We start from the raw sequence: 21,778 nt of genomic DNA, 5'->3' as shown, positions 1-21,778 counted from the left end.
AACCAGTAATCCGTACGCCGGTTTCCGCTCACCCGCACCAGCGAACGTACGGTGCATGACAACCCTCAAAACCCTCACGTGGAGACGCGGCGCCGTCGTCGCGGCGATCATCGCCGCCGGGGTGTCCGGCCTCGCGCTCCCCGCCGACGCGCACGCCGCCGGGCGCACCGGCGGCACGGTGGCGGCGGCCACCACGGCCTCAGCCACCGCCTCCACCGCCGCCTCGGTCGACCACGAGACCTGGCTGCGGGACGTACGCCCCGTGATCGACCAGGCGCGCGCCTACGTCCAGGACCGCACGTCCGCCGCGCGCCCCGGCGAGAAGCTCGCGATCGTGCTGGACATCGACAACACCTCGCTGGAGACGTACTTCGACTGGTGGTTCCCGCCCGCTGTGGCGCCCACCCGCGACCTCGCCCGGTACGCGGACTCCCGCGGCGTGGACGTCTTCTTCGTCACCGCCCGGCCGGACTTCATCCACCCGGCCACGCTCTACAACCTCGACCGCGCGGGCTACCCGGTCGCCGGACTCTACGGCCGCTCGATCCCGGACCTCTTCGACGAGGTCAGCGCGTACAAGACGGCGCAGCGCGCCGCCATCGAGAAGCGCGGCTACGCGATCGTCGCGAACATCGGCAACAACACCACCGACCTGGTGGGCGGCCACGCCGAGCGCACCTTCAAGCTCCCGGACTACGACGGCCTGCTCGACTGACCCCGCCCGAGACCGCCCGGCGCCCGGGGAGCGATCGTTTCCCGGGCGTTCACCATGCCCTCATGCGCGGGCTTCGTACGGGCTCGACCTGCGGCTTAGCGTCACGAGGTCCCGTTCGCCCGATATAGACGAGGTGTAAATGTCCCTCCGGCACGCAATCGCAGCCCTGGCCGTCGTGCCCGCGCTCGTGGTCCCCACCGCCGCCCAGGCGGCCACCGCCCACCACGACCACGGCCACGGTCACTCCCACAAGGCCTCCTTCGACCTGCAGGCCCACCGCGGTGGCATCGGCATGACCACGGAGGAGTCCCTGGAGGGCTTCGGCAAGGCCCTGCGCCTCGGGGTGAGCACCCTGGAGCTGGACACCCACGTCACCAAGGACCAGAAGGTCGTCGTCAACCACGACCGCCAGATCAGCGCCCAGAAGTGCAAGGACACCGGTCCCGTCACGCCGGGCGACCCGATGTACCCCTACGTCGGCAAGTACATCAAGGACCTGACGCTGGCGCAGATCAAGACGATGGACTGCGGCTACCAGCAGCTGCCCGGCTTCCCCGAGCAGGAGCAGGTCAAGGGCCACCGCATGGTGGAGCTCAAGGACGTCCTCGGCCTGGTCAAGAGCTACAAGGCCAAGAAGGTCAAGCTCAACATCGAGACCAAGGTGGAGGCCGGCGCCCCCGAGCAGACCGCGCCGCGCGAGCTGTTCGTGCGCCGCGTCTTCGAGGAGATCCACCGCTCGGGCATCGAGAAGCAGGTCACCATCCAGTCCTTCGACTGGGGCGCCCTGAACGAGATGCACAAGCTCGCGCCGAAGTACCCGCTGGTGGCGCTCACCAACTACGACTTCCTCCAGGTCGGCAAGCCCGGCGCCTCCCCGTGGCTCGGCGGCATCGACGCCGACGACTACGACGGCGACTTCGTCAAGGCCGCCGCCGCCATACCGGGCGTCAAGGCGCTCTCCCCGGTCTACGGCATGCCGCAGAACGGCACCATCGCCGACCCGAGCTTCAAGTTCTACGTCACCGAGAAGATGGTGGACGACGCCCACGAGCGCGGCCTGAAGGTCATCCCGTGGACCTGTGACGACAACCCGACCATCGAGGCCCTGATGGACATGGGCATCGACGGCATCATCACCGACTACCCCAACCACGTCCGGCAGATCATGGCCGACCGCGGCATGCGCCTGCCCAAGGCGTACCCCGCCCCGCGCCACTGACGAGCGGCGCCCCGCACGCGCGGACGCCCCCGGGACCGGCTGCCGGTTCCGGGGGCGTCCGCGCGTGCGGTTCACATGGTCGAGGCGGCGGGTTCCCCGGCCGGGCTCGCCAGGTGCTCCTCGGGGTGGACGCACTTGTACAGGCACTGGGTGCGGGACATCGCGAAGACGCCGTAGCTGAGCACCGCGAAGCCCACCAGCGCGGGCAGCAGCCAGAAGCCGGTGCGCGGCTGCTCGCCGTAGAGCGTGACCCCGAGGCAGAAGCCGACGACGGCGTCGCCGAGCGTCAGGGCGGGCTGGGAGGCGATCAGCGGTCCCCCCTGCATGGCGGTCCCCAGCAGGAACAGCGAGAACCCGCCGGCCGCGGCGAACGCGTAGGTCTGCCAGGACAGCAGCCAGGCCGCGACGCCCTGGTGCTCCAGGATGTCCATGGACGACTTGATCAGCGCGGCCGTGAGGGCGTTGCCCACCGCGGCCGCCCCGCCCAGGCAGGCGGCGCGCATCAGGCCGTTGGGCCGCCGCAGCCCGGCGAGCACCAGCACCGCGCCGAGCCCGCCGACGATCAGCAGGGTCGGCACCCACCAGATGCCCGGAACCTGCTCGCGCCCCCCGCTGGGCGCCATCGAGAAGAGGAACAGCGCCAGGCCGCCGGCGATGCACGCCACACAGGCCCACGCCTTGTGGGACAGCTCGACGTGGAAGACCATGCCGCCGATCACCAGGGCCAGCGGCAGTTCCAGGATGAACACCGGCTGGACCGCCGCGAGCGACCCCGTGCCCAGCGCCAGCGCCTGGAAGATCGCGGCCAGGATGACGCCGAGTATTCCGGCGAGCCACACAGGCGTGCGCAGCAGGTCCTTCATCAGACCCAGGCGCAGGGACTTCGAGGCGGGGACGGTGAGCACCGCGCGCCGCTGCAGGACCGTACCGAAGGCGTTGCTGCAGGCCGCGAGGACGGCGAAGAGGATGGAGATCATGAGGACGGCACCACTCCCCACGTACTCGGCCGCGGTCGTCCTCGTCCGGCTCGGCGCCGGACGACGCTCGACCGTTCAAAGGTATTCGTCCGGTTTTCCACGTGAATGGAAAGTCTAACGTCGAACGTATGCGGAGGCCCGCCGCGGTCCCGCAGTCACCGTGCGGCCGTCACAGCGCGGCGCGGTCGCCGGTGTCCACCGGCTGCGTGGCGGTTGCCCCGCGCAGGGCGTCGGAGCGCACCTCGTCGGCGGTCAGCACGTAGCCCGTGGTGGAGTCGGCGGTGGAGCGGGCGAAGACCACCCCGTAGACGCGTCCGGAGGTGTCCAGCAGCGGGCCGCCGGAGTTGCCGGGGCGCACCACGGACCGGACCTGGTAGATGTCGCGGGTGACGGCGCCCTCGCCGTAGATGTCCTGTCCGGTGGCGCGGATGCGCCCGGCCACCGTCGCGGCGCGCAGGTCGAGGCCGCCGTCCTGCGGGTAGCCCGCCACGACCGCGCCGTCGCCGCGCACGGCGTCGTCGGTGAAGCTCAGTGCGGGCGCCTTCAGCCCCGGGACGTCCAGGACGGCGATGTCCTTGCCGGGGTCGAAGAGCACGACGGTGGCCCGGTAGGCCCGCCCGACGCCGCCGACCTGCACGGCGGGGTCGTCCACCCCGGCCACCACATGGGCGTTGGTCATGACGTGTTCGTCGGCGTAGACGAAGCCGGTGCCCTCCTGGCCCTGGCGGCGGCCGTCCACGAAGGCGACGCCCTCGATCTTGACGGTGCTGCGGGCGGCGGCGCCGGCCGTGGCCGCGGTGACGTTGTCCCCGGAGGGCGCGGGCACCCCGTTGACGGGCTCGGACTCGAAGGGGTTGAACACCTGCGGGAACCCGGCCTCGGCCAGTGCGCTGGTCGCCCTGCTGAACCAGGTCGGCGCCTGCCGGGGCATCGTGTCCTGGACCGCGCCGAGCACCTCGGACCCGCGGATCGACTGGGCCAGCACGCTGGAGGAGGAGCTCACCAGCACGCTTGCGGCCACCCAGGAGACCAGCAGCACGGCCACCGCGTTCGCCACCGCGCCGCCCGCCCCGTCGAGCCAGCGCAGCGGGCCCCAGTCCAGTCCGGTCCGCGCCTTCCAGGCGACCCCGGAGGCGAGGGCGTGCCCACCGGCCGCGGGCACCAGGACGGTGAGCAGCGCGACCAGCGTCGCCCGCGGTGTGCCCGGCTCGACGTACTGCAGCACGTACGGCAGCAGCCACACACCGACCACCGCACCGCCGAGGAAGCCCGCGAGCGAGATGCAGCCCGCGACGAGCCCGCGCCGGAAACCGGCGACGGCGTAGGCGACGGTCAGCACCAGGAGCAGGAGGTCGAGCAGGTTCAACCGAGGGGCCTTTCGACGAAACCCTGTGGACCAGTGAAAACGCACATTAACTGACCATAGGTTCCCTTTTGCGGCACACCGCACGCAGATTCCGTCACATCCGCCCCGGACGCCCCGGATCGCCGTGGAATCACATGGGAAAGGCCCGGCGCGGCTTCCGTGTGCATCACACGGACTCCGGCACCGGGCCCTCCGTCGCACCGCACCCCGTCCCCACGGGTCGGCGCGTGCGGGACCCTCCCACCGCTCAGGGGCGGCCCCGCAGCTCAGTCCCCCTGTATGACGACGACCGGGGCGCCGCCGGCATTCCCGTCCCGGGCGGTAATTCCGCTCCGGTACACCTGGACGTCACTTACCGGCGCGCCACCATGCGTCGCGCAACCCCCGGCCCCCGACCCCCGGCGCGACACGAAACCGTTTCGTACGCGTCGACACTAGAGGCAGCCCTATCGAAACGCAAGTGTTTCGATCGCCTGGGCGCAACGGGCTGCCTAGAGTGGGTGCCGACGACCGAGGAGGTGCGGGCCGTGACCGAGCAGCAGTCGGGAGATCGCCCCGAGAAGGCGATCCTGGAACGGATCAGCGCGATGGTCTCCGACGAGAGGACCCTGCGCGAGCTCCTCAGCGAGGGACGGATGGACGGCGAGACCGAGCGGGCGCGGCTCGACGCGCTGGAGCGCGAGCTCGACCAGTGCTGGGACCTCCTCCGCCAGCGCCGCGCCAAGACCGAGGCGGGCGGCGACCCGGGCGAGGCGCGGGTGCGCTCCACGGGCACGGTGGAGGGCTACCAGTCGTGAAGAGCGACGCGAAGGTGACGGACGCCACCGGGGCGCGGCGCTACGAGGCGCACGTCGAGGGCAGGCTGGCGGGCTTCGCCACGTACATCCGCACCCCGGAGATGGTCGCCTTCCTGCACACCGAGGTGGACCCGGAGTTCGAGGGCCGGGGCGTGGGCTCCTCGCTCGCCCGCCACGCGCTGGACGAGGCGCGGGAGCGCGGCCAGAGCGTGCTGGCGGCCTGCCCGTTCATCGCGGGCTGGATCGCGCACCACCCCGAGTACGAGGACCTGGAGTACCGGCCGCGCAGCGCGGTCAGCGACTAGCCCCGGCGACCGGCGCCGGGCGGCCGGGCGTGAGCCACCGGGCGGCCGGCGTCAGCGGGCCTGCCCGATGCCGAGCGCCGGCAGCACCACCGCGTCGATGTAGCGGTGCATGAAGGCCGCGTCGACCTCCACGTCCTCCAGCAGGCGGCGGGTGATCACGGCGCCGAGCATCATGTGCGGCATGAACTCGGCCGCGGGGACGGCGGCGTCGATCTCACCGCGGTCGGCCGCCCGCCCCAGCAGCTGCCGCACCCCGGAGAGCTCGGGCTCGATCAGGTGCTGGCGCATCGCCTCGGCGAGGTCGGGGCTGGTGGCGGAGGCGTGGGCCAGGCCACGGATCAGCGGGGTGTCCACGTCCGAGCCGTCGCCGATGCGGTCGGCGAGCTCGTGCAGGTCGCCGGGGAGCGAGCCGGTGTCGACGTTCTCCACGTGCACCGGCTTGGTGCACTTGAGCGCGGTCACGACCAGCTCGGGCTTGCTCTTCCACTGCCGGTACAGGGTGGCCTTGCTGGACCGGGTACGGGTGGCGACCGCGTCCATCGTCAGCGCGTCGTACCCGACCTCGCGCAGCAGATCGATCACCGCGCCGTACAGCTCCTGCTCCCGCTCGGGCGTCAGCCGGGTGCGGCGCGCCGGTGCGCTCGCGTCGGTCGTCATGTTCCGTGCTCCGTCTCTCGTCCCCTGCGAAACGGTTTCGTATCCCAACGACAATATGGCACCGCCCACCGAAACCGAAACGTTTCGATGGGCGGGGCACATGCTCCGGCTCCTGGCCGGTGCCGTGCGGCTCCGGTCCGGTGCCGTTCGGCGTCAGGCCAGCGAGGCCGTCAGCGTGATCTCCGTACCGGCCAGCGCCTTGCTCACCGGGCAGTTCGCCTTGGCGTCCTCGGCCGCCTTGACGAACTCCGCCTCGTCCATCCCCGGCACCTCGCCCTCGACGGTCAGGTGGATGCCGGTGATGCCGGTGCCCGGCTTGAAGGTGACGTCGGCCTGGGTGCGCAGCCGGGTCGGCGGGGTGCCCGCCTTGCCCAGGCCGGCCGACAGGGCCATCGAGAAGCAGCTGGAGTGGGCGGCGGCGATGAGCTCCTCGGGGCTGGTCTTCCCGCCCGGCTCCTGCGAGCGGGCGACCCAGGTCACCGGGTACTCCCCGATGCCGGAGGAGTCGAGGGTCACGACCCCGCTGCCCTCCGTCAGACTGCCGTCCCAGACGGTGTGCGCGACCCGCGTGGTGGAGTGCGGCGTGGTGGACATGGTGGATCCTCCCGAGTGCGGAGTGAGTACGGCTGCGGCGGGTCCAAGTCTTCACCACGGCGCACCGCTTCGCGAAGCGATCTCCCGCGCCGTGACGGTCGTGTTGCCCCCTGTCAAACGGGCCGTCACCCACAAGAGTGGCTGTACGCAGGGATTTCACCGACCCGCCCCCCGCCGCCGTGCCGCCGCCCTACGTTCGGGACCTGGGACGCGGACGTCAAGGAGTGAGCCTGGTGGTCGAATCCGTGCGGGTACCGATCCTCGCTTCGTGGGAGCGCTGTCAGACCGCCGGCCTCGACCCCGAGCGGTTCGAGGTCCCGTACACCGACGACCTCGACCCCACCGGGGCCCTGGTCCGGGCCGCGGGGCCCGTCCTCGACCGGCTCGCCGGCACGCTCTCCGGCACCCGTACCGCCGTCCTGCTCACCGACGACCGGGGGCTGGTGATCGACCGCCGGGCCGCCGAGCCCCCGTTGCTGCCGGCCCTGGACCGGGTCCGGCTCGCCCCCGGGTTCAGCTACCACGAACTCGACGCCGGGACCAACGGCATCGGCACCGCCCTGGCCGCCCGGCAGCCCGTCCGCGTCTCCGGCGAGGAACACTTCTCCGCCGCCCTGCGCGGCTTCACCTGCTTCGGCGTACCCGTCCGCCATCCCGTCAGCGGACGGGTGGAGGGCGTCCTCGACCTCACCAGCCTGTACGGCGACGCGCACCCCCTCATGGCCGAACTCGCCCGCGGCTGCGCCCTCGCCATCGAGCAGCGGCTCCTCGAGGAGTGCGGCGAACGCGAACGCGCCCTGCTGCACAGCTACCTGACCGCCGAGCACCGCGCCACCACGGCCGCCCCCCTGCGGCTGGACGACGCCGGGCGCTTCCATGGCGTCGGGCCCCCGGCAGGTCTCACCGACGGGGACGAGTCGGCGCTCACCGAGACCGCGGCCGGGCTGATCGCCGCCGGACGGCGGGAGGCGCTCCAACTCCCCCTCTCCCGCGGCCGCACGGCCCACCTGCTGTGCCGGCCCGTCGCGGGCGGCGCCGTCGTGGAGGTCAGCGTGCCCGGGGACGGCGGGTCGCCCGGCGGCGGCACCGGCGGGGCCGCGCGCCGCCCGTTGCTGGTCGGCGAAGCGGGGGTGGGCCGCCTCGCCGTCGCCGCGCGCCGCCGCCTGGAACTGCTGAGCGACGCCGCCCTGCGGATCGGCACCACGCTCGACGTCTCCCGTACCGCCCGCGAGATCGTCGAGGCCGCGGTGCCCCGCTTCGCCGACCACGCGACCGTCGACCTGTTCTGCCCCGTCCTGCACGGCACGGCCCCCGTCGGCCCCGGGGCGGAGCTGCGCCGGGTGGCGGCGAGCGGCGCGGCCCCCGGTGCCGCGTACGGGCCCCACGCCAGGGGTGAACCGATTCGCCTCGTCCCCGGCAGCCCCCAGGCCAGAGCCCTGTGCGGCGGCTCCGCGGTCCGCGACACCTCCCCGGGCCCGGACGGCGAACCGCGCGCCGTCATCGCCGTCCCCCTGCGCGCCCGGGACACCCTGCTGGGCGTCGCCACCTTCCAACGCGCCGCGCGGACCGAACCGTTCGCCGACGACGACCTCACCCTCGCCCGCGACCTCGCCGCCCGCGCCGCCGTCTGCATCGACAACGCGCGGCTCTTCACCCGCGAGCACCACCTCGCCCTGGAACTCCAGCGCAGCCTGCTGCCGCGCGGCGTACCGGAGCAGCACGCCGTGGACGTCGCGCACCGCTACCTCCCGGCGGCCCGCGGCCGGGTCGGCGGCGACTGGTTCGACGTGATCCCGCTCTCCGGGGCGCGCGTGGCGCTGGTCGTCGGCGACGTCGTCGGCCACGGCATCCACGCCGCCGCCGCCATGGGAAGGCTGCGCACGGCCGTGCACAACTTCTCCGCCCTCGACCTGCCCCCGGACGAGCTGCTGGGCCGCCTGGACGACCTCGTCGTCCGCCTCGACGACGAGAGCGGCACCGGTCCCGGCCTCGCGGGCGCTACCTGCCTCTACGCGGTCTACGACCCGGTCACCCGGCGCTGCCAGCTGGCCCGCGCCGGGCATCCGCCGCCGGCGCTGCTCGCCCCCGGCGGCGAGGTGAGCTTCCCCGACCTGCCCGCCGGGCCGCCCCTGGGCCTGGGCGGACTCCCCTTCGAGACCGCCGAGTTCGCGGTCCCGGAGGGCAGCGGCATCGTCCTCTACACCGACGGCCTCATCGAGGGCCGCCACCTCGACCCGGACACCGGGATGCGCCGCCTCGGCCGCGCCCTCACCGCCGTGCCGCGCGGCTGCCCGCCGGAGGAGGTCTGCGCGGCGCTCGAGGCCGCGCTGCGCCCCGCCCCCTCGGCCGACGACGTCGTCCTGCTCGTCGCCCGCACCCGGACCCTGGACGAGCGCCAGGTCGCCGGCTGGGACGTGCCCGACGACCCGGCGGCCGTCTCCGCCCTCCGCTCCGCGATCACCCGCCGTCTGCGGGCCTGGGGCCTCGACGAGCTGGCCTTCACCACGGAGCTGATCGCCAGCGAGCTGATCACCAACGCCATCCGCCACGGCGCCGGCCCCGTGCGGGCCACGCTGCTGCGCGACCGCGCCCTGGTCTTCGAGGTCGCCGACGCCAGCGGCACCTCCCCCCGCCTGCGCCGCGCCGCCACCACCGACGAGGGCGGCCGCGGCATCTTCCTCGTCGCCCAGCTCTGCCGCCGCTGGGGCACCCGCTACACCGACCGCGGCAAGGTCATCTGGACGGAGCAGCAACTCCCCGCGTGACGCGCCCACGACCGGTGGCCGCGGGCACCGGCGCGCTTCGGCGCCGCCTCCGGCCTCGCCCTGATGGCCTACCAGTCGCACGAGGTCCCGTCCCCGAAGCGCCACGTCCGCAGGCACGGCCGCGGGCGGGTGAAGCGGCGGGACACGGTGGTTCCGGCTGTGCGCGGACGCGGTGTTGCCTACGGTGGAACCATGACCACGGCGGCAGACAGCAGTACGAACGCGAGCACGGACACCTACGACGTCATCGTCATCGGCGCGGGCCCCACCGGGGAGAACCTCGCCGACCGCACCAGGCAGGCCGGACTGACCACGGTGGTGGTCGAGGCGGAGCTGGTCGGCGGCGAGTGCTCGTACTGGGCGTGCATCCCCAGCAAGGCGCTGCTGCGCCCGCAGGCGGCCCTGGACGCCGCGCGGGCGGTCGCGGGGGCACGGGAGGCGGCCGGCGGGCGGCTGGACGCCGCCGCGGTGCTGGCCCGGCGCGACTGGTGGACCGGCAACTGGAAGGACGACGGGGCGGTGACCTGGCTGGACTCGGCCGGCATCGATCTCGTCCGGGGACGCGGACGGCTCGACGGGCCGCGCCGCGTCGTCGTGGAGACCCCCGACGGCGGCGAACGCGTCCTGACCGCCCGGCACGCCGTGGCGGTGTGCACCGGCACCCGCGCGCAGCTGCCCGACCTGCCCGGCATCGCCGACGACCACGTGTGGACCAGCCGCGACGCCACCAGCTCCCCCGAGGTGCCGGGACGGCTCGTGGTGGTCGGCGGAGGTGTGGTGTGCGTGGAGATGGCGACCGCCTGGCGGTCGCTCGGCTCCGAGGTGACCGTGCTGGTCCGCGGCTCCGGGCTGCTGCCGCGCTGGGAGCCGTTCGTGGGCGAGCTCGTCGCGGACGGCATGCGCGCCGCCGGGATGGACATCCGCACGGGCGTGTCGGTCACGCAGCTGCGGCGCGCGTCGGAGTCCGGGCCGATCACCCTGGTGCTCTCCGACGGTTCGGAACTCGTCACCGACGAGGTCCTGTTCGCCACCGGCCGCGTCCCGCACACCGACGACCTGGGCCTGGAGACGGTCGGCCTGACCCCCGGCTCCTGGCTGAACGTCGACGACACCTGCCTGGTCAAGGACGTCGAGGGCGGCTGGCTGTACTGCGCGGGCGACACCAACCACCGCGCCCTCCTCACCCACCAGGGCAAGTACCAGGGCCGTATCGCCGGCGCCGCCATCGCCGCCCGCGCCAAGGGGGAGCCCCTGGACACCGCCCCCTGGGGCCGGCACGCGGCCACCGCCGACAACGTCGCCGTCCCCCAGGTCGTCTTCACCGAGCCCGAGGCCGCCGCCGTCGGCATCACCGCCGAGCAGGCCGCGCGGGAGGGCCGCCGCGTCAGGATCGTGGACTACGAGATCGGCAACGTCTCCGGCGCCGGGCTGTACGCCGACGACTACAAGGGCAAGGCCCGCGCCGTCGTCGACCTGGACCGGGGTCACCTCGTCGGCGTCACCTTCGTCGGCCCGTCGGTCGGCGAGATGCTGCACTCCGCCACCATCGCCGTCGCCGGTGAAGTGCCTCTGGAACGGCTGTGGCACGCCGTGCCGGCCTTCCCCACGATGAGCGAGGTGTGGCTGCGGCTGCTGGAGACCTACCGGGACGCGCCGGACGGCGAAGGCTGACGGAGACGGCGGCCCCGGGCGCCTGCCGATAGGATCGCGCCCTGCTCGTCGAGTCCAGGTCGAGGGGACAGCTGAGGTGGGGATTTTCCGGCGCGGGCCGAAGCGTGACCAGCGGGACACACCCCGCGACCCCGAGTACGCCTTCTTCTCGGTGGACGAGGGGGCGCGCTTCCGTGCGATCGTGCGCGAGTCGTTCGCCGAACTCGGGCTGGAGGTCACGGTCTTCGCCGACATGGTGACCGACGACTCCGGCCGTCGCTTCGGGCTCGGCAACCTCGCCGCGCTGTGCCACAACGACCGCCGCGGCCCGCGCGTGTGGCCGCAGCTGGCGCGGGAGCACATCGGGGCGGTGCTGCGCACCCTCGACGGGCCGTCGCCGCTGGAGACCATGCCCGCCGAGGAGATCCGCGAGCGGCTCTACCCGCGCCTGGTCACCCCCGACGCGGTCGACCCGGACACCTTCCGCTACGCCCGGATCGCCGCGCCCGGGTTGCTGGAGGTGCTCGCCCTGGACCTCCCGGAGAGCGTGATGACGCTCGCCGACCAGGCCCTGGTCCCGCTCGGCGACACCCGCGAGCTGCGCGGCCGCGCCCTGCTCAACCTGCGCGACCTGCCGGTGGAACGGCACGAGGTGGTCCGGCACGCCGACGTGCGCTTCGACGTCCTCGTCGGCGACTCCTTCTTCACCGCGGCCCGGGTGCTGGTCCTGGACGAACTCGTGGAACGGGTCACCGGGAAGCCCCTGACCGCCGACGGCGCGCTGGTCGCCATGCCGTTCCGGCACCAGCTGGCCTTCCACGCCATCCGTGACAGCGCCGTCATCCCGGCGCTCAACGGCATGGCGGGCTTCGCCGCGGCGGGCCACGAGGACGCGGTGGGCCCCATCAGCCCGTACGTCTACTGGTGGCGGGACGGCGTGCTGACCCAGCTCAGCCGGAAGGACGGCGACGGGCTGCTGATCACCGTCGGCGAGGAGTTCCAGGACGTCCTCGAACGCCTCGTGCCCGACCAGGCGGGCGAGGAGAGATGAGCGGCGGCGATCCGGGTGGCACGACCGTCAGACCGCTGATCGGCGTGGGCCCCGAGGGGCCGGCGCCCGACTACGCCGAACTGTTCCCCGAGGACCCGCCCGGCCCGGGCGCCCGCCCCGGCGGAACGCCGCAGCCACAGCCGCAGCCGCAGCCGGCGGACGCGCCTCGCGGGGCGCGCCGGGCGGCGGCCCGCTCCCGCCGGCGCCTGCGGACCGTCGTCACGGTGGCCGCGGCGGTGACCGGCGTCGGCGTACTGGCCCTGCTCGGGCACCTCGTCACCGGTCCGGGCGAGGCCGACCGCGCGCGGCCCGCCCCGAGCGCCTCGCAGCCGCGGCTGGCGCTGCCGAGCCTTCTCGACTCCGACGGCACGGCGGAGCCCTCGCGCAGCGCCGGGGCCCCGTCGGCCAGGTCGGGCGCGGGCGGCTCCTCCCCGTCCGCCTCCGGTTCCGCCTCCGGCGCAGGGGCACAGACCTCCGCCACCGGCTCCGCGAGCGCCGGCGCCCCGGGCGGGAACGCCGCGACCGCGACGGCCGGTTCCGGCGCGGTGCTCAAGCCCGGCTCGCGCGGCCCCGAGGTCGTGGCGCTGCAGCAGCGGCTCGCCCAGGTGCGGCTCTACGACGGCCCCGCCGACGGCAAGTACGACGGCGGGGTCAAGGACGCCGTCCAGCGCTACCAGCAGAGCCACGGCGTCACGGGCGACACCTCCGGGTTCTACGGCCCCGGCACGCGCCGTTCGCTGGAGTCGGTCACCGCCGCGCCCTGAGGCCGCAGCGGGTTCGGCAGCGGCAGGTATCGGGCGGCGGCGCCGTCCGCACCGGTCCAGCGCAGCAGCAGATTGGTCTTCCCCGGGATGTGCGCGGCGGCGAGCAGCTCCCGCAGCGGCGCCGGATCGCCGTTCCCGGCCGACCACTCCGCGAGGAACGCCCGGGCCCGCGCCCACAGCACCGGGGTGAGTTCCGGGTGGCGTTCGGCGACCGCGCCCGCGATCTCCAGCAGGTTGTTGGTGACCAGGCAGTAGACCAGGCGTTCCCAGCCGTGGGCGGCGTCCACACCCGGCCCGGGGGCGTCCGGCCGTGCGTGGCGGCGCAGCAGTTCGCGGTGCCGCTCCTCGACCAGCTTGACGCCCTCGTGGTCGCGGAAGAGCGCCTGGCCCGGCAGCCCGTCGGCGTCCACGGCGACGAGCACGTTCTGCAGGTGGCACTCCAGGACGGCCCCGTGCCGCAGGTACGCGTGCAGCACCGGCGGCACGACCTGCCGCAGATACGCCTCCCACCAGGCCAGCGCGCCGTCCGCGCTCAGGCCGGGCGCGGCGAGCGGACTGCCCTCGTACCCCTCGGCGACGGCTGCCGCCAGCAACGGGGTCAGCCCGGGCCGCAGGTGCGTGCCGAAGCCGTCGCGGACGAGCACGGCCAGTGCCTCGTACGCGTCCCGGCCGCCGAGGTCGGCGGTCCGGTGACCGCGGTCGGACAGCACGTCCGCCTCCGGCACGGCGCGCAGCACCTCGTCGACGGGCCCCAGCCAGCGCAGGTCGTGCCGCCACAGCCGGCGGATGTCGTTGGTGATCCGCACGTCGAGACTGAACTTCAGGAAGAGGTCGGCCTCCGGCAGGTACACCGTCCGCAGGGACGCCGTCGGCACGGCAGGTTCCGCGGTGTGCCCCAGGCGCAGCAGCCGCCCGTCGTGGAAGGCGGGGAGGTCGCCCAGCAGGGCCAGCTGCCAGGGGTGCGCGGGCAGGACCCGGTAGCCCTCGGGGACGTCCGGGTACAGCCGGTCGAGCACCGCGGTGTCGCCCTCCCCGGCCAGCAGGTCCGCCCGGACCGCGAGCAGCGTGAGCGGGAAGCGCGTGTGCGCCTCCGGTGCGTAGGGCAGCCAGCTCTCCGGCGGGCCGCCGCCGCGGGCCTTGGGCGCGGGATGGTGACGATGCCCGGCCACCAGGGCCTGCTCGGAGCGCAGATACGGATCGGCGGGCGGCGGCGCCTGCTCGCGGGCGTCCAGCAGGGCGGCGAGCACGTCGCGGCTGTCGCCGATCTCGGCGGGCAGCTCGGTGCCGGCGACGCCCGTGCGGGCGGTGAGCTCCGCGGCGACCACGTCGACCAGCGCCTCCAGCGGGAGCGGCCGCCAGCCGTCCGCGGTGCGCAGCTCGGGGCCGGCGGGATACCGTCCGGCCCGCACCCGCAGCAGCCGGCCGGTCGCGGGCAGCCGGTGGACGGGACGGCCCCCGTCCTCGCCCGCGGCCTCGGCGACCTCGCGCAGCAGGCAGTTCAGCAGGGCCGTGGCGGAGAGTGCCTCGGCACGGTCCCAGGCTTCACCCACGACGGCACGTTCCCGCTGGTCGCTGCGCTGGTCGATGCACGGTCGGCCGCCTCCTGCGTAGGGTAGGGACCCATCATGTACCCGCACTCGGCGGCTGCGACGCGGCGCCCCCTGGAGACGGCGTTCGCCACCGAGCTGGCGACGCTTCGTCCTGATCTGCACGACGCGTACACCGCCGCGCTTCCCGGTGCCCGCGCCGCCGTCCTCGGCCGCCTGTGGCGGGCCCTGCTCCTGGAACCCCTGCCGGGCATCGCCTCGCGCGGCCCTGACCGTGTGGTCTTCCGCGACGGCCGGGTGCTCGTCGGGCAGCGCCGGCTGCCGCACGATCTGGGGTCGCCGAAGGACGAACCCGCCCTGCTGCTGGACGGCAGGCCCCACGACCACCCGGCCGCCCTGGTGGAGGCACTCGGGCTGCCCGGGTCGGGCCTGCTGCGCGACGAACTCGACCACAGCGCGGCCTCCTTGGCCCTGTCCCGGGCGGGCGCCGCGGGGGCGGAGGGCCACGGCGGCCGGCCGCCGACGCTCGCCTCCTTCGAGCAGGGCGTCGTCGACGGCCACCCGTACCACCCGTGCTGCCGCAGCCGTCCCGGTTTCTCCGTGGCCGAGCAACTGGCCTACGGGCCCGAGCACCGGCCCGTCGTCGCCCTCGACCTCGTCGCCGTCCCCGCCGCCGACTGCCTGGTCGCGGGCGCCTGGCCGGACCGGTTCCGGGACGGCGACCGGTTGCTGCTGCCCGTCCACCCCTGGCAGACCCGGCACATCCTGCCCGCCCTGGGGCTGCGCCCGTACGCCGAGGCCGCGGTCCCCACCCGGCCGCTGATGGCGGTGCGCACCCTCGCCCCGCTCGACGGCGGGCCGCATCTGAAGACGGCGCTGAGCATGCGGATGACCTCGTCCGTCCGCGACATCTCGGCCCGTTCGGTGACGGACAGCGCCGCGCTGTCCGCGCTGCTGGACGAGCTGACCCGGCGGCTCGGCGGCGGCACGCTGCGCGTCACCCGCAACCTCGGGGCGGCCGCCGCCGTCGTCGGCGGTGAGCCCAGCCCCGACCTCGCGGCGCTGCTGCGGGAGTCCCCGTCCGGCTTCGCCGACCCGGCGGCCGGGGAGACCCTGCTGCCCGTCGCCGCCCTCACCGGCCGCCCCGCCGACGGCGGGCCGCCGCTGCTGCACTCCCTGCTCGCGGCCGCGGGCCCGGGCGCGCCTCAGGACGGCGCCGCCTGGTTCACCGCCTTCGCCCGGCTCGCGCTCCCGGCGATGCTGCGGCTGCTGTCCTGGGGAGTCGCCCTGGAGGCGCACGGGCAGAACCTCCTGGTCGTCCTTGACCGGTACGCCCGGCCGCGGCGGCTGGTCTACCGCGACCTCGCCGACGTCCGGATCAGCCCGGCCCGCCTCGCCCGGTACGGCGTCGCCGTGCCCCCGCTCGGCCGCGGCCTCAGCGACGACCCCGCGGTCCTGCACGCCAAGCTCTACGGCTCCCTGGTCGCCACCACGTTCGGCAGCCTCGTCTCCGCCCTCGGGGAGGCCCACCGCCCCACCGAGGCACGGCTGTGGGCCGCGGTGCGCACGGAGACCGAGCGCGTCTTCGACGCCCTCCCCGCGACGGCGGACACCCGCACCGACCGCGCGGCCCTGCTCTCCGCCGCCGAGCTCCCCGTCAAGGCCCTGACCCTGATGCGCCTGGAGACCTCCACGACCGGCGACCGGTGGACGGGCCTGCCCAACCCCCTTCTCTGACCGCCGGGTCGGGGAGCGGCGGCCCCCTCCGCGATCGGCGACCGGTGGACGGGCCTGCCCGGGTCGTGTCCGCCCGCGGTCGCTGTCGGTGCCTCCCCCTACGGTGGCGGGCATGTCCGAACCGGCCGACGCCCCGCAGTCCTTCACGACGTTGTGGACCAACGACCTGTGCCGCCACCTGGCGCGCAGCGGCTACCCCGGGCGCCGGCTGCGCGTCCTGTTCGGCGGCCCGCACCAGTCGCTGCCCGGCTTCCGGCTCGCGGGGGTCAAGCCCGGCGACCGCGTCTTCCCGGTCCGCGTCCACCGCACCCGGCTCCATGTGCTGGGCCGCCTGGAGGTCGCGCGGATCATCCCGTACGAGGGGGCCGCGGACGAGCTGGCGAAGCTGCCCGACTGGTCCCCGCTGGAGGGCGGTTGCGTGTCCGAGGTGCTGGTGGGTCCGCCCGGCACCCCGCTCGACTTCGGCACCACCGTCCCCGGCGAGCTGCTGGAACGGCTCACCTACCGCTCGCGCCGCGCCGAACGCCGGCTGCGGTTCGTCGAGGACGGCCGGCTGACGCGATCGGTCGGCCTCCAGGGCGTCTACCGGCTCGCGCCCGCATCGGCCGCCGAACTCGACCGGCTCGTCGACGCGGCAGCCGCGGCCGTGGCACCCGCCGCGCCGCCCGTCAGTCCCGGATGACGCCCGCCGCCCGCGCCGCCGACAGCCACTGCGGGAACTCCTCCATCAGCGCCGCGTACAGCTCGGCGTCCGGGGCCGCCGAGGGCTCCTCCCCGGCGGCGTGGAAGCCGGCGTTGTCCACCAGCCGCTTGGCGGGCACAGGGAGTTCGTCGAGCTTGCGCAGGAAGTCGAAGTCCTTGCCCTCCGGGTCCCCGAAGCCGACGAACTGCCAGAAGATCGGCAGCCCGGCGGCGGAGCAGAGCAGCCGCTCGGCGGCCGTGCGCGAGGAGGGGCCGCCGTCCGTCTGGAAGACGACGAACGCGGGCTGCGTCGCCCCGGAGGCCCGGTAGTGGTCGATCACCGCCTGCATCGCCAGGTGGTAGTTGGTGCGGCCCATGTGGCCGCAGCCCTCGTGGAGCGCGTTGATCCGCCCCTCGTAGCCGTCGAGGCCGATCTCGGCGACGCCGTCCACCTCGGTGGAGAAGAAGACCACCGGCACGACGCCGTCGTCGTCGAGGTTCGCCGCGAGCCCGAGGACCTGCTCGGCCAGGCGCTGCACGGTGCCGTCCCGGTAATACCGCCGCATGCTGCCGGACCGGTCCAGCACCAGGTACACCGCGGCCCGTTCCCCCGCGACCCCGGCCTTCTCCAGCGACACCCGGGCGCCCTTGTACAGGCTCACCAGCCCGGGCGCCGCCGCCCGCACCTTCTCCAGACCGATGGCCATTGCGCCCCGCCTCCTCGCGCTCACAGCTTCCGCCCCGATCGTGCCACCTCCACCCGCCCGGGGTCACCCGTCAGGTGACGCTCCACAGGCGCCGGTAGAAGGCGGTCCGCTCCGGATCCGGGGCGATGCCGTACGCGTCCAGGAGCGCGTCCTCCCAGCCGGGGCCGTAGTTCCACTCGGTGCTCCAGGTGGCGACGGCCAGATCGGCCCAGCGGTCGGCGACGCCGAGGGCGCCCATGTCGACGTGGCCCGACCATGTGCCGTCCTCGCCCAGCAGCGTGTTGGGCGCGCAGGGGTCTCCGTGGCACACCACGAGCCGTTCGACGGGCGGCGCCGGCGGCAGGTCCTCGGGCACCCGCCTGCCCGCCCGCCGGGCGCGTTCCAGGCGGGCGCCGACGGACCAGTCGTACGGGCAGCCGTCCACGGGCAGCCGTTCGTGGAGCGCGCGCAGCCCTGCGCCCAGCGCACGTACCGCCGTGCCGGGATCCGCCGTCCAGCGCGGGCTGACGGCGCTCTCCCCGGGCAGTCCGCGGGTCAGCAGCCAGGCTCCGTCGCCGTCCGACCCGTGCTCCAGGACCGGCGGCACGGGTGTGAAGCGGCCCGCCCACTCCAGGCGCTCGGCCTCGGCCCCCAGGTCCAGCCCCGAACCCGCCGGCGCCCACTTGGCGAACAGCCGGTCCTCCCCCGCCCCGAGCCGGAACGTCAACCCGCCCGCCTCGTTCCGCCACACGGGCAGCGGCGTCCGCTCCCCCGCCAGCGCCCCGATCCGCGCGGGCACCTCCACCTCGCCGTCCGGCGGCCCCGAGATCTCCACCACCGCATGCTCTCCCCGAACCCGCCTGGAGGCCAGCCCATTTCACCCGACGGGACACCTCGCCCGCGCGGCCCGGAAATGGCACGCTGGCGGCGGGCGGGCGTCTTGGGGAGGGGCGGTCATGCGACGGGGGACAACGGGCTTACTGGGCGCGCTGGTGGGGCTCGGGCTGCTGTGCGGCTGCAGCCCGGCGCGGTTGCCGCTCGTGGCGGTCTGGACGAGCCCGGACGGCACTGCGGTGGCGAGGGTGCAGCCGTGCCCCGGCGACCACGCCGCGCGGATGGACCTGCTCAGTTGGGACGAGCGGGAGTCCGATGACGCGTCGGCCGACGGCCCGTCGGGCGGAGCGGCCGACAGCGGCTGGAACATGTGGTCGCCGGCACGCATCGGCCGCACGACCTTCCCCCTCTTCGAACCGCCGGACTCCTGGCAGGTGGAGACCGCGGGCACGCAGGCACTGCTGCCGGGCCGCACGTACTCGCTGTCGTTCTTCGGCCCTCGCGGCAGCGACACCTACGACGGCCAGGTCCACTTCACCGCCGCCGACCTCGCCTCCCTGCGCCCCGGCCAGGTGTGGGCCGACGACCGCGCCATGAACCGGGCCGCCTTCGCCGAGCTGGTCGCCGACACGTGCTGATCCGCGCGAGGCGCACGACGAAGCCCCTGCCGGATCTCTCCGACAGGGGCTTCGTGCTGTTGTGTGGACCTGAGGGGATTCGAACCCCTGACCCCCTCGATGCGAACGAGGTGCGCTACCGGACTGCGCCACAGGCCCTTGCAACGAGGAAAACTCTAGCATCCCGGCGGGGGTGCTCCGCGCCCCGGCGCCGGGTGGTCACTCGTTGGCGGCGCGGGGGCGGTCGCGGTCGGCGTGCTGGTCGAACAGGGGGGTGCGGGAGCGGTCTCGGGAGCGGCGCGGGGTGACCGGGGCGGTGGAGAACGTGGGGCGCGGCGCCGGCACCTCCCACGTGTCCTCGACGGGGACGCGCTGCTGGTCGACCCACTCGGCGTGGTCGGTCTGCTCGACGAGGGCGCGCCGGTCGGCCGTCGCGGGCTCCTCGGCGGGCGGTGTGGGTTCGGCCACATCCGCGACGTCGGGGACGGGCTCGCGGGTCGTGCGGGCCTCGCGCAGGCGCTTGGCGGCGTCCGCGGCGCGGCGCTGGTCGAGCTTGACCTCGAAGCGACGGCGTTCCTGTGCGCGCAGATAGGCGATGTAGAACGTGAGGAGCATGGCGGGCGCGGCCGGGGCCCAGAGGAAGGCGACACCGCCGACGGCGGCGACGATCATGCCCGCGGTGAAGCCCAGGAAGAGCATCGTGATGGTGCGGCGGCGGGCCACGAGCACCTTGGCCCGCGGATTGGGCTTCTTCGCCTTCCCGGCGTTCGCCCGACCGCCCTGCTTCGCCGGCTTCCCCGCCTTCCCGTTCTGCCGGGCCTTCGGCTTCACCTCCGTCGCGGGCACGGCAAGGGCCCGGACGTCGACCGCGGGCTCCGCCTCGGCCTCCGATTCCGGGTCCGGGTCCGCCGTCGCGGCGTACCTGCGCTCCAGGGCCGCGCGTCCGGACAACAGCCGGATGGCGGTGCTGAAGCGTTCCGTCGGGCGCGCTTCGTTGAGCTCGTCCTGCCTACGGAGCCACATCGGCACCAAGTAGGCAGCCCAGGCCCCGACGATGACTGCGTAGATGAGGCCGCTGCTGCTCACGCATCACACGGTAGGGGGGTTCACGACAGGGGATACGCAATTTGGCGCGGTGTGTCGCACGATCTGGCTGATACTCCGAAATTTTTTTCTGATTGCGTTCAAGTCGGAGTCGGTTCGGCGGCCTTTTTCGAACAGATATTTTATTTGTGAGCCGTACCAGGTCGGGCCTGGTGCCAGCGGTGGAGCATTCCCTCCGGCACCTCCTCCGCCGTCAACGCGAAGACAAGGTGGTCACGCCAGGCTCCGTCGATATGCAGATAGCGGGGGCGCAGTCCTTCCTCGCGGAAGCCGAGTTTCTCCACCACCCGCCGGCTCGGCATGTTCTCCGGCCGGATGCAGACCTCGATGCGGTGCAGTCCCACCGCGCGGAAGCAGTGGTCGACGGCGAGCGCGACCGCGGTGGGCATGACCCCGCGGCCGGCGACGGCCTCGTCGACCCAGTAGCCGACGTGGGCGCTGCACATGGAGCCCCAGGTGACCCCGGCGACGGTGAGCTGCCCGGCGAGCCGCCCCCGGTACTCGATGACGAACGGCATCATGCGGCCCGCGGCGGCCTCGTGGCGCAGATGGCGGACCATCTGCCGGTAGGTGGGCCGCTGGGTGAGATGACCGGGCGGGGCCGGCGGCACGGTGGCCTCCCACGGCCGCAGCCATTCACGGTTGCGCCGGTTCACCTCACGCCAGGCCCGCTGGTCGCGCATCCTTATCGGGCGGAGGAGGACGTCCCCGTCCGCCAGCTCGGCCGGCCAGGACCCGTTCAGCTCGGTCTCCCGGACGTGGGGTGGTCGCCGCCGTGGATCTGCTCGACGGCGTGGACGAGGATCGGGGCCAGAACGGCCAGGCCGTCCTTGACCCCGCCGGTCGAACCGGGGAGGTTCACCACCAGGGTGCGCCCGGCGACACCGCAGACGCCACGGGACAGCGCGGCCGTCGGCACCTTCTCGCGGCCCGCGGCGCGCACCGCCTCGGCGACACCGGGGACCTCGTAGTCGAGGACGGCGCGGGTGACCTCCGGGGTGCGGTCGGTGGGCGAGATGCCGGTGCCACCCGTGGTGACCACGACGTCGTACCCCTCGGCCACGGCCTCCCGCAGCGCGCTGCCGACGGGCTCGCCGTCCGGGACGACGCGCGGGCCGTCGACGGTGAAGCCCATCTCCCGCAGCCCGGCGACGACCAGCGGGCCGCCCCGGTCCTCGTAGACCCCGGCGGCCGCGCGGTTGGACGCGGTGATCGCGAGTGCCCTCATCGGGTGCGGCTCCAGTCGCCGGACTTGCCGCCGGACTTCTCCTCGACCCGTACGTCCGTGATGACCGCGGCCTTGTCGACGGCCTTGACCATGTCGACGACCGTCAGCGCGGCGACGCTCACCGCCGTGAGGGCCTCCATCTCGACGCCCGTGCGGTCGGTGGTCTTCACGGTGGCGGTGATGTCCACGGAGGACTCGCCCACGGCGAGGTCGACCTTGACCCCGGAGACCGCCAGCGGGTGGCAGAGCGGGATGAGGTCGGGGGTGCGCTTGGCGCCCATGATCCCGGCGATGCGCGCGGTGGCGAGGGCGTCGCCCTTGGGCACGCCCTCGCCCCGCAGCAGCTCGATGACGCGCGGCGACACCAGGACCCGGCCGGTGGCACGGGCGGTGCGGGCGGTGACGTCCTTCTCCGAGACGTCGACCATACGGGCCGCCCCCGCGTCGTCGATGTGCGTCAGATGCTGCTGTTCTGTCATCGGTA

Annotated in this window: 22 protein-coding genes and 1 tRNA gene; 11 read left to right on the top strand and 12 right to left on the bottom strand. The window is 74.2% G+C overall.

Translation table 11 applies throughout. The features are described 5' to 3' along the window. Positions 1-55: 55 nt before the first annotated feature. Together OIE69_RS23600 and OIE69_RS23595 are read left to right on the top strand one after the other, a co-directional pair. Complete coding sequence (locus tag OIE69_RS23600) at positions 56-715, top strand: HAD family acid phosphatase (RefSeq protein ID WP_326575341.1); 660 nt, start codon at positions 56-58, stop codon at positions 713-715. A 139-nt stretch (positions 716-854) separates the two neighbouring features. Continuing rightward, complete coding sequence (locus tag OIE69_RS23595; RefSeq protein ID WP_326575339.1) at positions 855-1,934, top strand: glycerophosphodiester phosphodiesterase family protein; 1,080 nt, start codon at positions 855-857, stop codon at positions 1,932-1,934. A 71-nt stretch (positions 1,935-2,005) separates the two neighbouring features. Here the strand turns inward: OIE69_RS23595 and OIE69_RS23590 are convergent, their stop codons facing one another. Together OIE69_RS23590 and OIE69_RS23585 are read right to left on the bottom strand one after the other, a co-directional pair. After that, the gene (locus tag OIE69_RS23590; RefSeq protein WP_326575337.1) at positions 2,006-2,911 is read right to left on the bottom strand and encodes a DMT family transporter; all 906 of its coding nucleotides are present in this window, start codon (positions 2,909-2,911) and stop codon (positions 2,006-2,008) included. 169 nt (positions 2,912-3,080) lie between these two features. Next, positions 3,081-4,277, bottom strand: a complete 1,197-nt coding sequence (locus tag OIE69_RS23585; protein WP_326575335.1) for a MarP family serine protease — start codon at positions 4,275-4,277, stop codon at positions 3,081-3,083. 527 nt (positions 4,278-4,804) lie between these two features. Here OIE69_RS23585 and OIE69_RS23580 point away from each other — a divergent pair. Beyond that, positions 4,805-5,074, top strand: coding sequence for a DUF2630 family protein (locus OIE69_RS23580; RefSeq protein ID WP_089222690.1), 270 nt, complete (start codon positions 4,805-4,807; stop codon positions 5,072-5,074). Beyond that, a complete protein-coding gene (locus OIE69_RS23575; protein ID WP_326575332.1) occupies positions 5,071-5,379 on the top strand; it encodes a GNAT family N-acetyltransferase in 309 nt (102 codons plus the stop codon). Before OIE69_RS23580 ends, OIE69_RS23575 begins: the two co-directional genes overlap by 4 nt. Before the next feature lie 51 nt (positions 5,380-5,430). Here the strand turns inward: OIE69_RS23575 and OIE69_RS23570 are convergent, their stop codons facing one another. Further along, the gene (locus OIE69_RS23570; RefSeq protein ID WP_326575330.1) at positions 5,431-6,036 is read right to left on the bottom strand and encodes a TetR/AcrR family transcriptional regulator; all 606 of its coding nucleotides are present in this window, start codon (positions 6,034-6,036) and stop codon (positions 5,431-5,433) included. Positions 6,037-6,189: 153 nt separating this feature from the next. Further along, the gene (locus OIE69_RS23565; protein ID WP_018559864.1) at positions 6,190-6,630 is read right to left on the bottom strand and encodes an OsmC family protein; all 441 of its coding nucleotides are present in this window, start codon (positions 6,628-6,630) and stop codon (positions 6,190-6,192) included. 233 nt (positions 6,631-6,863) lie between these two features. Between OIE69_RS23565 and OIE69_RS23560 the strand changes: the two genes are divergently transcribed. From OIE69_RS23560 to OIE69_RS23545, 4 genes are all read left to right on the top strand, one after another. Then, positions 6,864-9,395 carry a SpoIIE family protein phosphatase gene (locus tag OIE69_RS23560; protein ID WP_326575328.1) on the top strand — a complete coding sequence of 844 codons (2,532 nt, stop codon included), beginning with the start codon at positions 6,864-6,866 and terminating at the stop codon, positions 9,393-9,395. Positions 9,396-9,587: 192 nt separating this feature from the next. Continuing rightward, complete coding sequence (locus OIE69_RS23555) at positions 9,588-11,066, top strand: dihydrolipoyl dehydrogenase family protein (protein ID WP_326575326.1); 1,479 nt, start codon at positions 9,588-9,590, stop codon at positions 11,064-11,066. A 76-nt stretch (positions 11,067-11,142) separates the two neighbouring features. Continuing rightward, positions 11,143-12,096 (top strand): hypothetical protein, encoded by a 954-nt coding sequence (locus tag OIE69_RS23550; protein ID WP_326575324.1) that lies wholly within the window; start codon positions 11,143-11,145, stop codon positions 12,094-12,096. After that, the gene (locus tag OIE69_RS23545) at positions 12,093-12,860 is read left to right on the top strand and encodes a peptidoglycan-binding domain-containing protein (RefSeq protein WP_326575322.1); all 768 of its coding nucleotides are present in this window, start codon (positions 12,093-12,095) and stop codon (positions 12,858-12,860) included. The genes OIE69_RS23550 and OIE69_RS23545 overlap by 4 nt, the downstream gene beginning before the upstream one ends. On the opposite strand, the gene OIE69_RS23540 is transcribed toward OIE69_RS23545, so the two are convergent. Next, entirely contained in the window at positions 12,809-14,410 is a 1,602-nt protein-coding gene (locus OIE69_RS23540) for an IucA/IucC family protein (RefSeq protein WP_326575320.1), read from the bottom strand. The genes OIE69_RS23545 and OIE69_RS23540 overlap by 52 nt on opposite strands. Before the next feature lie 75 nt (positions 14,411-14,485). On the opposite strand from OIE69_RS23540, the gene OIE69_RS23535 reads away from it, so the two are divergent. Continuing rightward, on the top strand, positions 14,486-16,144 hold the full coding sequence (locus OIE69_RS23535; protein WP_326575318.1) for an IucA/IucC family protein: 1,659 nt from the start codon (positions 14,486-14,488) through the stop codon (positions 16,142-16,144). A gap of 112 nt (positions 16,145-16,256) precedes the next feature. After that, positions 16,257-16,826, top strand: coding sequence for a hypothetical protein (locus tag OIE69_RS23530; protein ID WP_326575316.1), 570 nt, complete (start codon positions 16,257-16,259; stop codon positions 16,824-16,826). On the opposite strand, the gene OIE69_RS23525 is transcribed toward OIE69_RS23530, so the two are convergent. Both OIE69_RS23525 and OIE69_RS23520 read right to left on the bottom strand, forming a co-directional pair. Beyond that, positions 16,813-17,532 carry a vWA domain-containing protein gene (locus tag OIE69_RS23525; RefSeq protein WP_326575314.1) on the bottom strand — a complete coding sequence of 240 codons (720 nt, stop codon included), beginning with the start codon at positions 17,530-17,532 and terminating at the stop codon, positions 16,813-16,815. The two genes, OIE69_RS23530 and OIE69_RS23525, sit on opposite strands and share 14 nt — an antisense overlap. A gap of 70 nt (positions 17,533-17,602) precedes the next feature. Further along, the gene (locus tag OIE69_RS23520) at positions 17,603-18,349 is read right to left on the bottom strand and encodes an aminoglycoside 3'-phosphotransferase (protein ID WP_326575312.1); all 747 of its coding nucleotides are present in this window, start codon (positions 18,347-18,349) and stop codon (positions 17,603-17,605) included. 118 nt (positions 18,350-18,467) lie between these two features. Here OIE69_RS23520 and OIE69_RS23515 point away from each other — a divergent pair, with 118 nt between their 5' ends. Beyond that, positions 18,468-18,983, top strand: coding sequence for a hypothetical protein (locus OIE69_RS23515; protein ID WP_326575310.1), 516 nt, complete (start codon positions 18,468-18,470; stop codon positions 18,981-18,983). Between the two features lie 64 nt (positions 18,984-19,047). Here the strand turns inward: OIE69_RS23515 and OIE69_RS23510 are convergent. From OIE69_RS23510 to moaC, 5 genes are all read right to left on the bottom strand, one after another. Further along, positions 19,048-19,121: transfer RNA gene (locus OIE69_RS23510), tRNA-Ala, on the bottom strand. Between the two features lie 60 nt (positions 19,122-19,181). Next, positions 19,182-20,048 carry a divisome protein SepX/GlpR gene (gene sepX / locus OIE69_RS23505; RefSeq protein WP_326575308.1) on the bottom strand — a complete coding sequence of 289 codons (867 nt, stop codon included), beginning with the start codon at positions 20,046-20,048 and terminating at the stop codon, positions 19,182-19,184. Between the two features lie 140 nt (positions 20,049-20,188). After that, the gene (locus OIE69_RS23500; RefSeq protein WP_326581376.1) at positions 20,189-20,809 is read right to left on the bottom strand and encodes a GNAT family N-acetyltransferase; all 621 of its coding nucleotides are present in this window, start codon (positions 20,807-20,809) and stop codon (positions 20,189-20,191) included. Continuing rightward, the gene (locus OIE69_RS23495) at positions 20,806-21,294 is read right to left on the bottom strand and encodes a MogA/MoaB family molybdenum cofactor biosynthesis protein (protein WP_326575306.1); all 489 of its coding nucleotides are present in this window, start codon (positions 21,292-21,294) and stop codon (positions 20,806-20,808) included. The genes OIE69_RS23500 and OIE69_RS23495 overlap by 4 nt, the downstream gene beginning before the upstream one ends. Further along, a complete protein-coding gene (gene moaC / locus OIE69_RS23490) occupies positions 21,291-21,773 on the bottom strand; it encodes a cyclic pyranopterin monophosphate synthase MoaC (protein WP_326575304.1) in 483 nt (160 codons plus the stop codon). The genes OIE69_RS23495 and moaC overlap by 4 nt, the downstream gene beginning before the upstream one ends. Positions 21,774-21,778: the final 5 nt, after the last annotated feature.

It is taken from the genome of Actinacidiphila glaucinigra (assembly GCF_035918135.1).
In the GTDB taxonomy this organism is placed as follows: domain Bacteria; phylum Actinomycetota; class Actinomycetes; order Streptomycetales; family Streptomycetaceae; genus Actinacidiphila; species Actinacidiphila glaucinigra.
The sequence above is the reverse complement of the archived record's forward strand: the minus strand, read 5'-3'. Positions and strand labels throughout refer to the sequence as shown.

Excerpts from the sequence above, each read along its gene's own strand:
- OIE69_RS23555 (WP_326575326.1), top strand. The coding sequence starts at position 9,588 with ATGACCACGGCGGCAGACAGCAGTACGAACGCGAGCACGGACACCTAC.
- OIE69_RS23495 (WP_326575306.1), bottom strand. The coding sequence starts at position 21,294 with ATGAGGGCACTCGCGATCACCGCGTCCAACCGCGCGGCCGCCGGGGTC.
- OIE69_RS23590 (WP_326575337.1), bottom strand. The coding sequence starts at position 2,911 with ATGATCTCCATCCTCTTCGCCGTCCTCGCGGCCTGCAGCAACGCCTTC.
- OIE69_RS23535 (WP_326575318.1), top strand. The coding sequence starts at position 14,486 with ATGTACCCGCACTCGGCGGCTGCGACGCGGCGCCCCCTGGAGACGGCG.
- OIE69_RS23595 (WP_326575339.1), top strand. The coding sequence starts at position 855 with ATGTCCCTCCGGCACGCAATCGCAGCCCTGGCCGTCGTGCCCGCGCTC.
- moaC (WP_326575304.1), bottom strand. The coding sequence starts at position 21,773 with ATGACAGAACAGCAGCATCTGACGCACATCGACGACGCGGGGGCGGCC.
- OIE69_RS23515 (WP_326575310.1), top strand. The coding sequence starts at position 18,468 with ATGCGACGGGGGACAACGGGCTTACTGGGCGCGCTGGTGGGGCTCGGG.
- OIE69_RS23545 (WP_326575322.1), top strand. The coding sequence starts at position 12,093 with ATGAGCGGCGGCGATCCGGGTGGCACGACCGTCAGACCGCTGATCGGC.
- OIE69_RS23565 (WP_018559864.1), bottom strand. The coding sequence starts at position 6,630 with ATGTCCACCACGCCGCACTCCACCACGCGGGTCGCGCACACCGTCTGG.
- OIE69_RS23600 (WP_326575341.1), top strand. The coding sequence starts at position 56 with ATGACAACCCTCAAAACCCTCACGTGGAGACGCGGCGCCGTCGTCGCG.
- OIE69_RS23525 (WP_326575314.1), bottom strand. The coding sequence starts at position 17,532 with ATGGCCATCGGTCTGGAGAAGGTGCGGGCGGCGGCGCCCGGGCTGGTG.
- OIE69_RS23530 (WP_326575316.1), top strand. The coding sequence starts at position 16,257 with ATGTCCGAACCGGCCGACGCCCCGCAGTCCTTCACGACGTTGTGGACC.
- OIE69_RS23570 (WP_326575330.1), bottom strand. The coding sequence starts at position 6,036 with ATGACGACCGACGCGAGCGCACCGGCGCGCCGCACCCGGCTGACGCCC.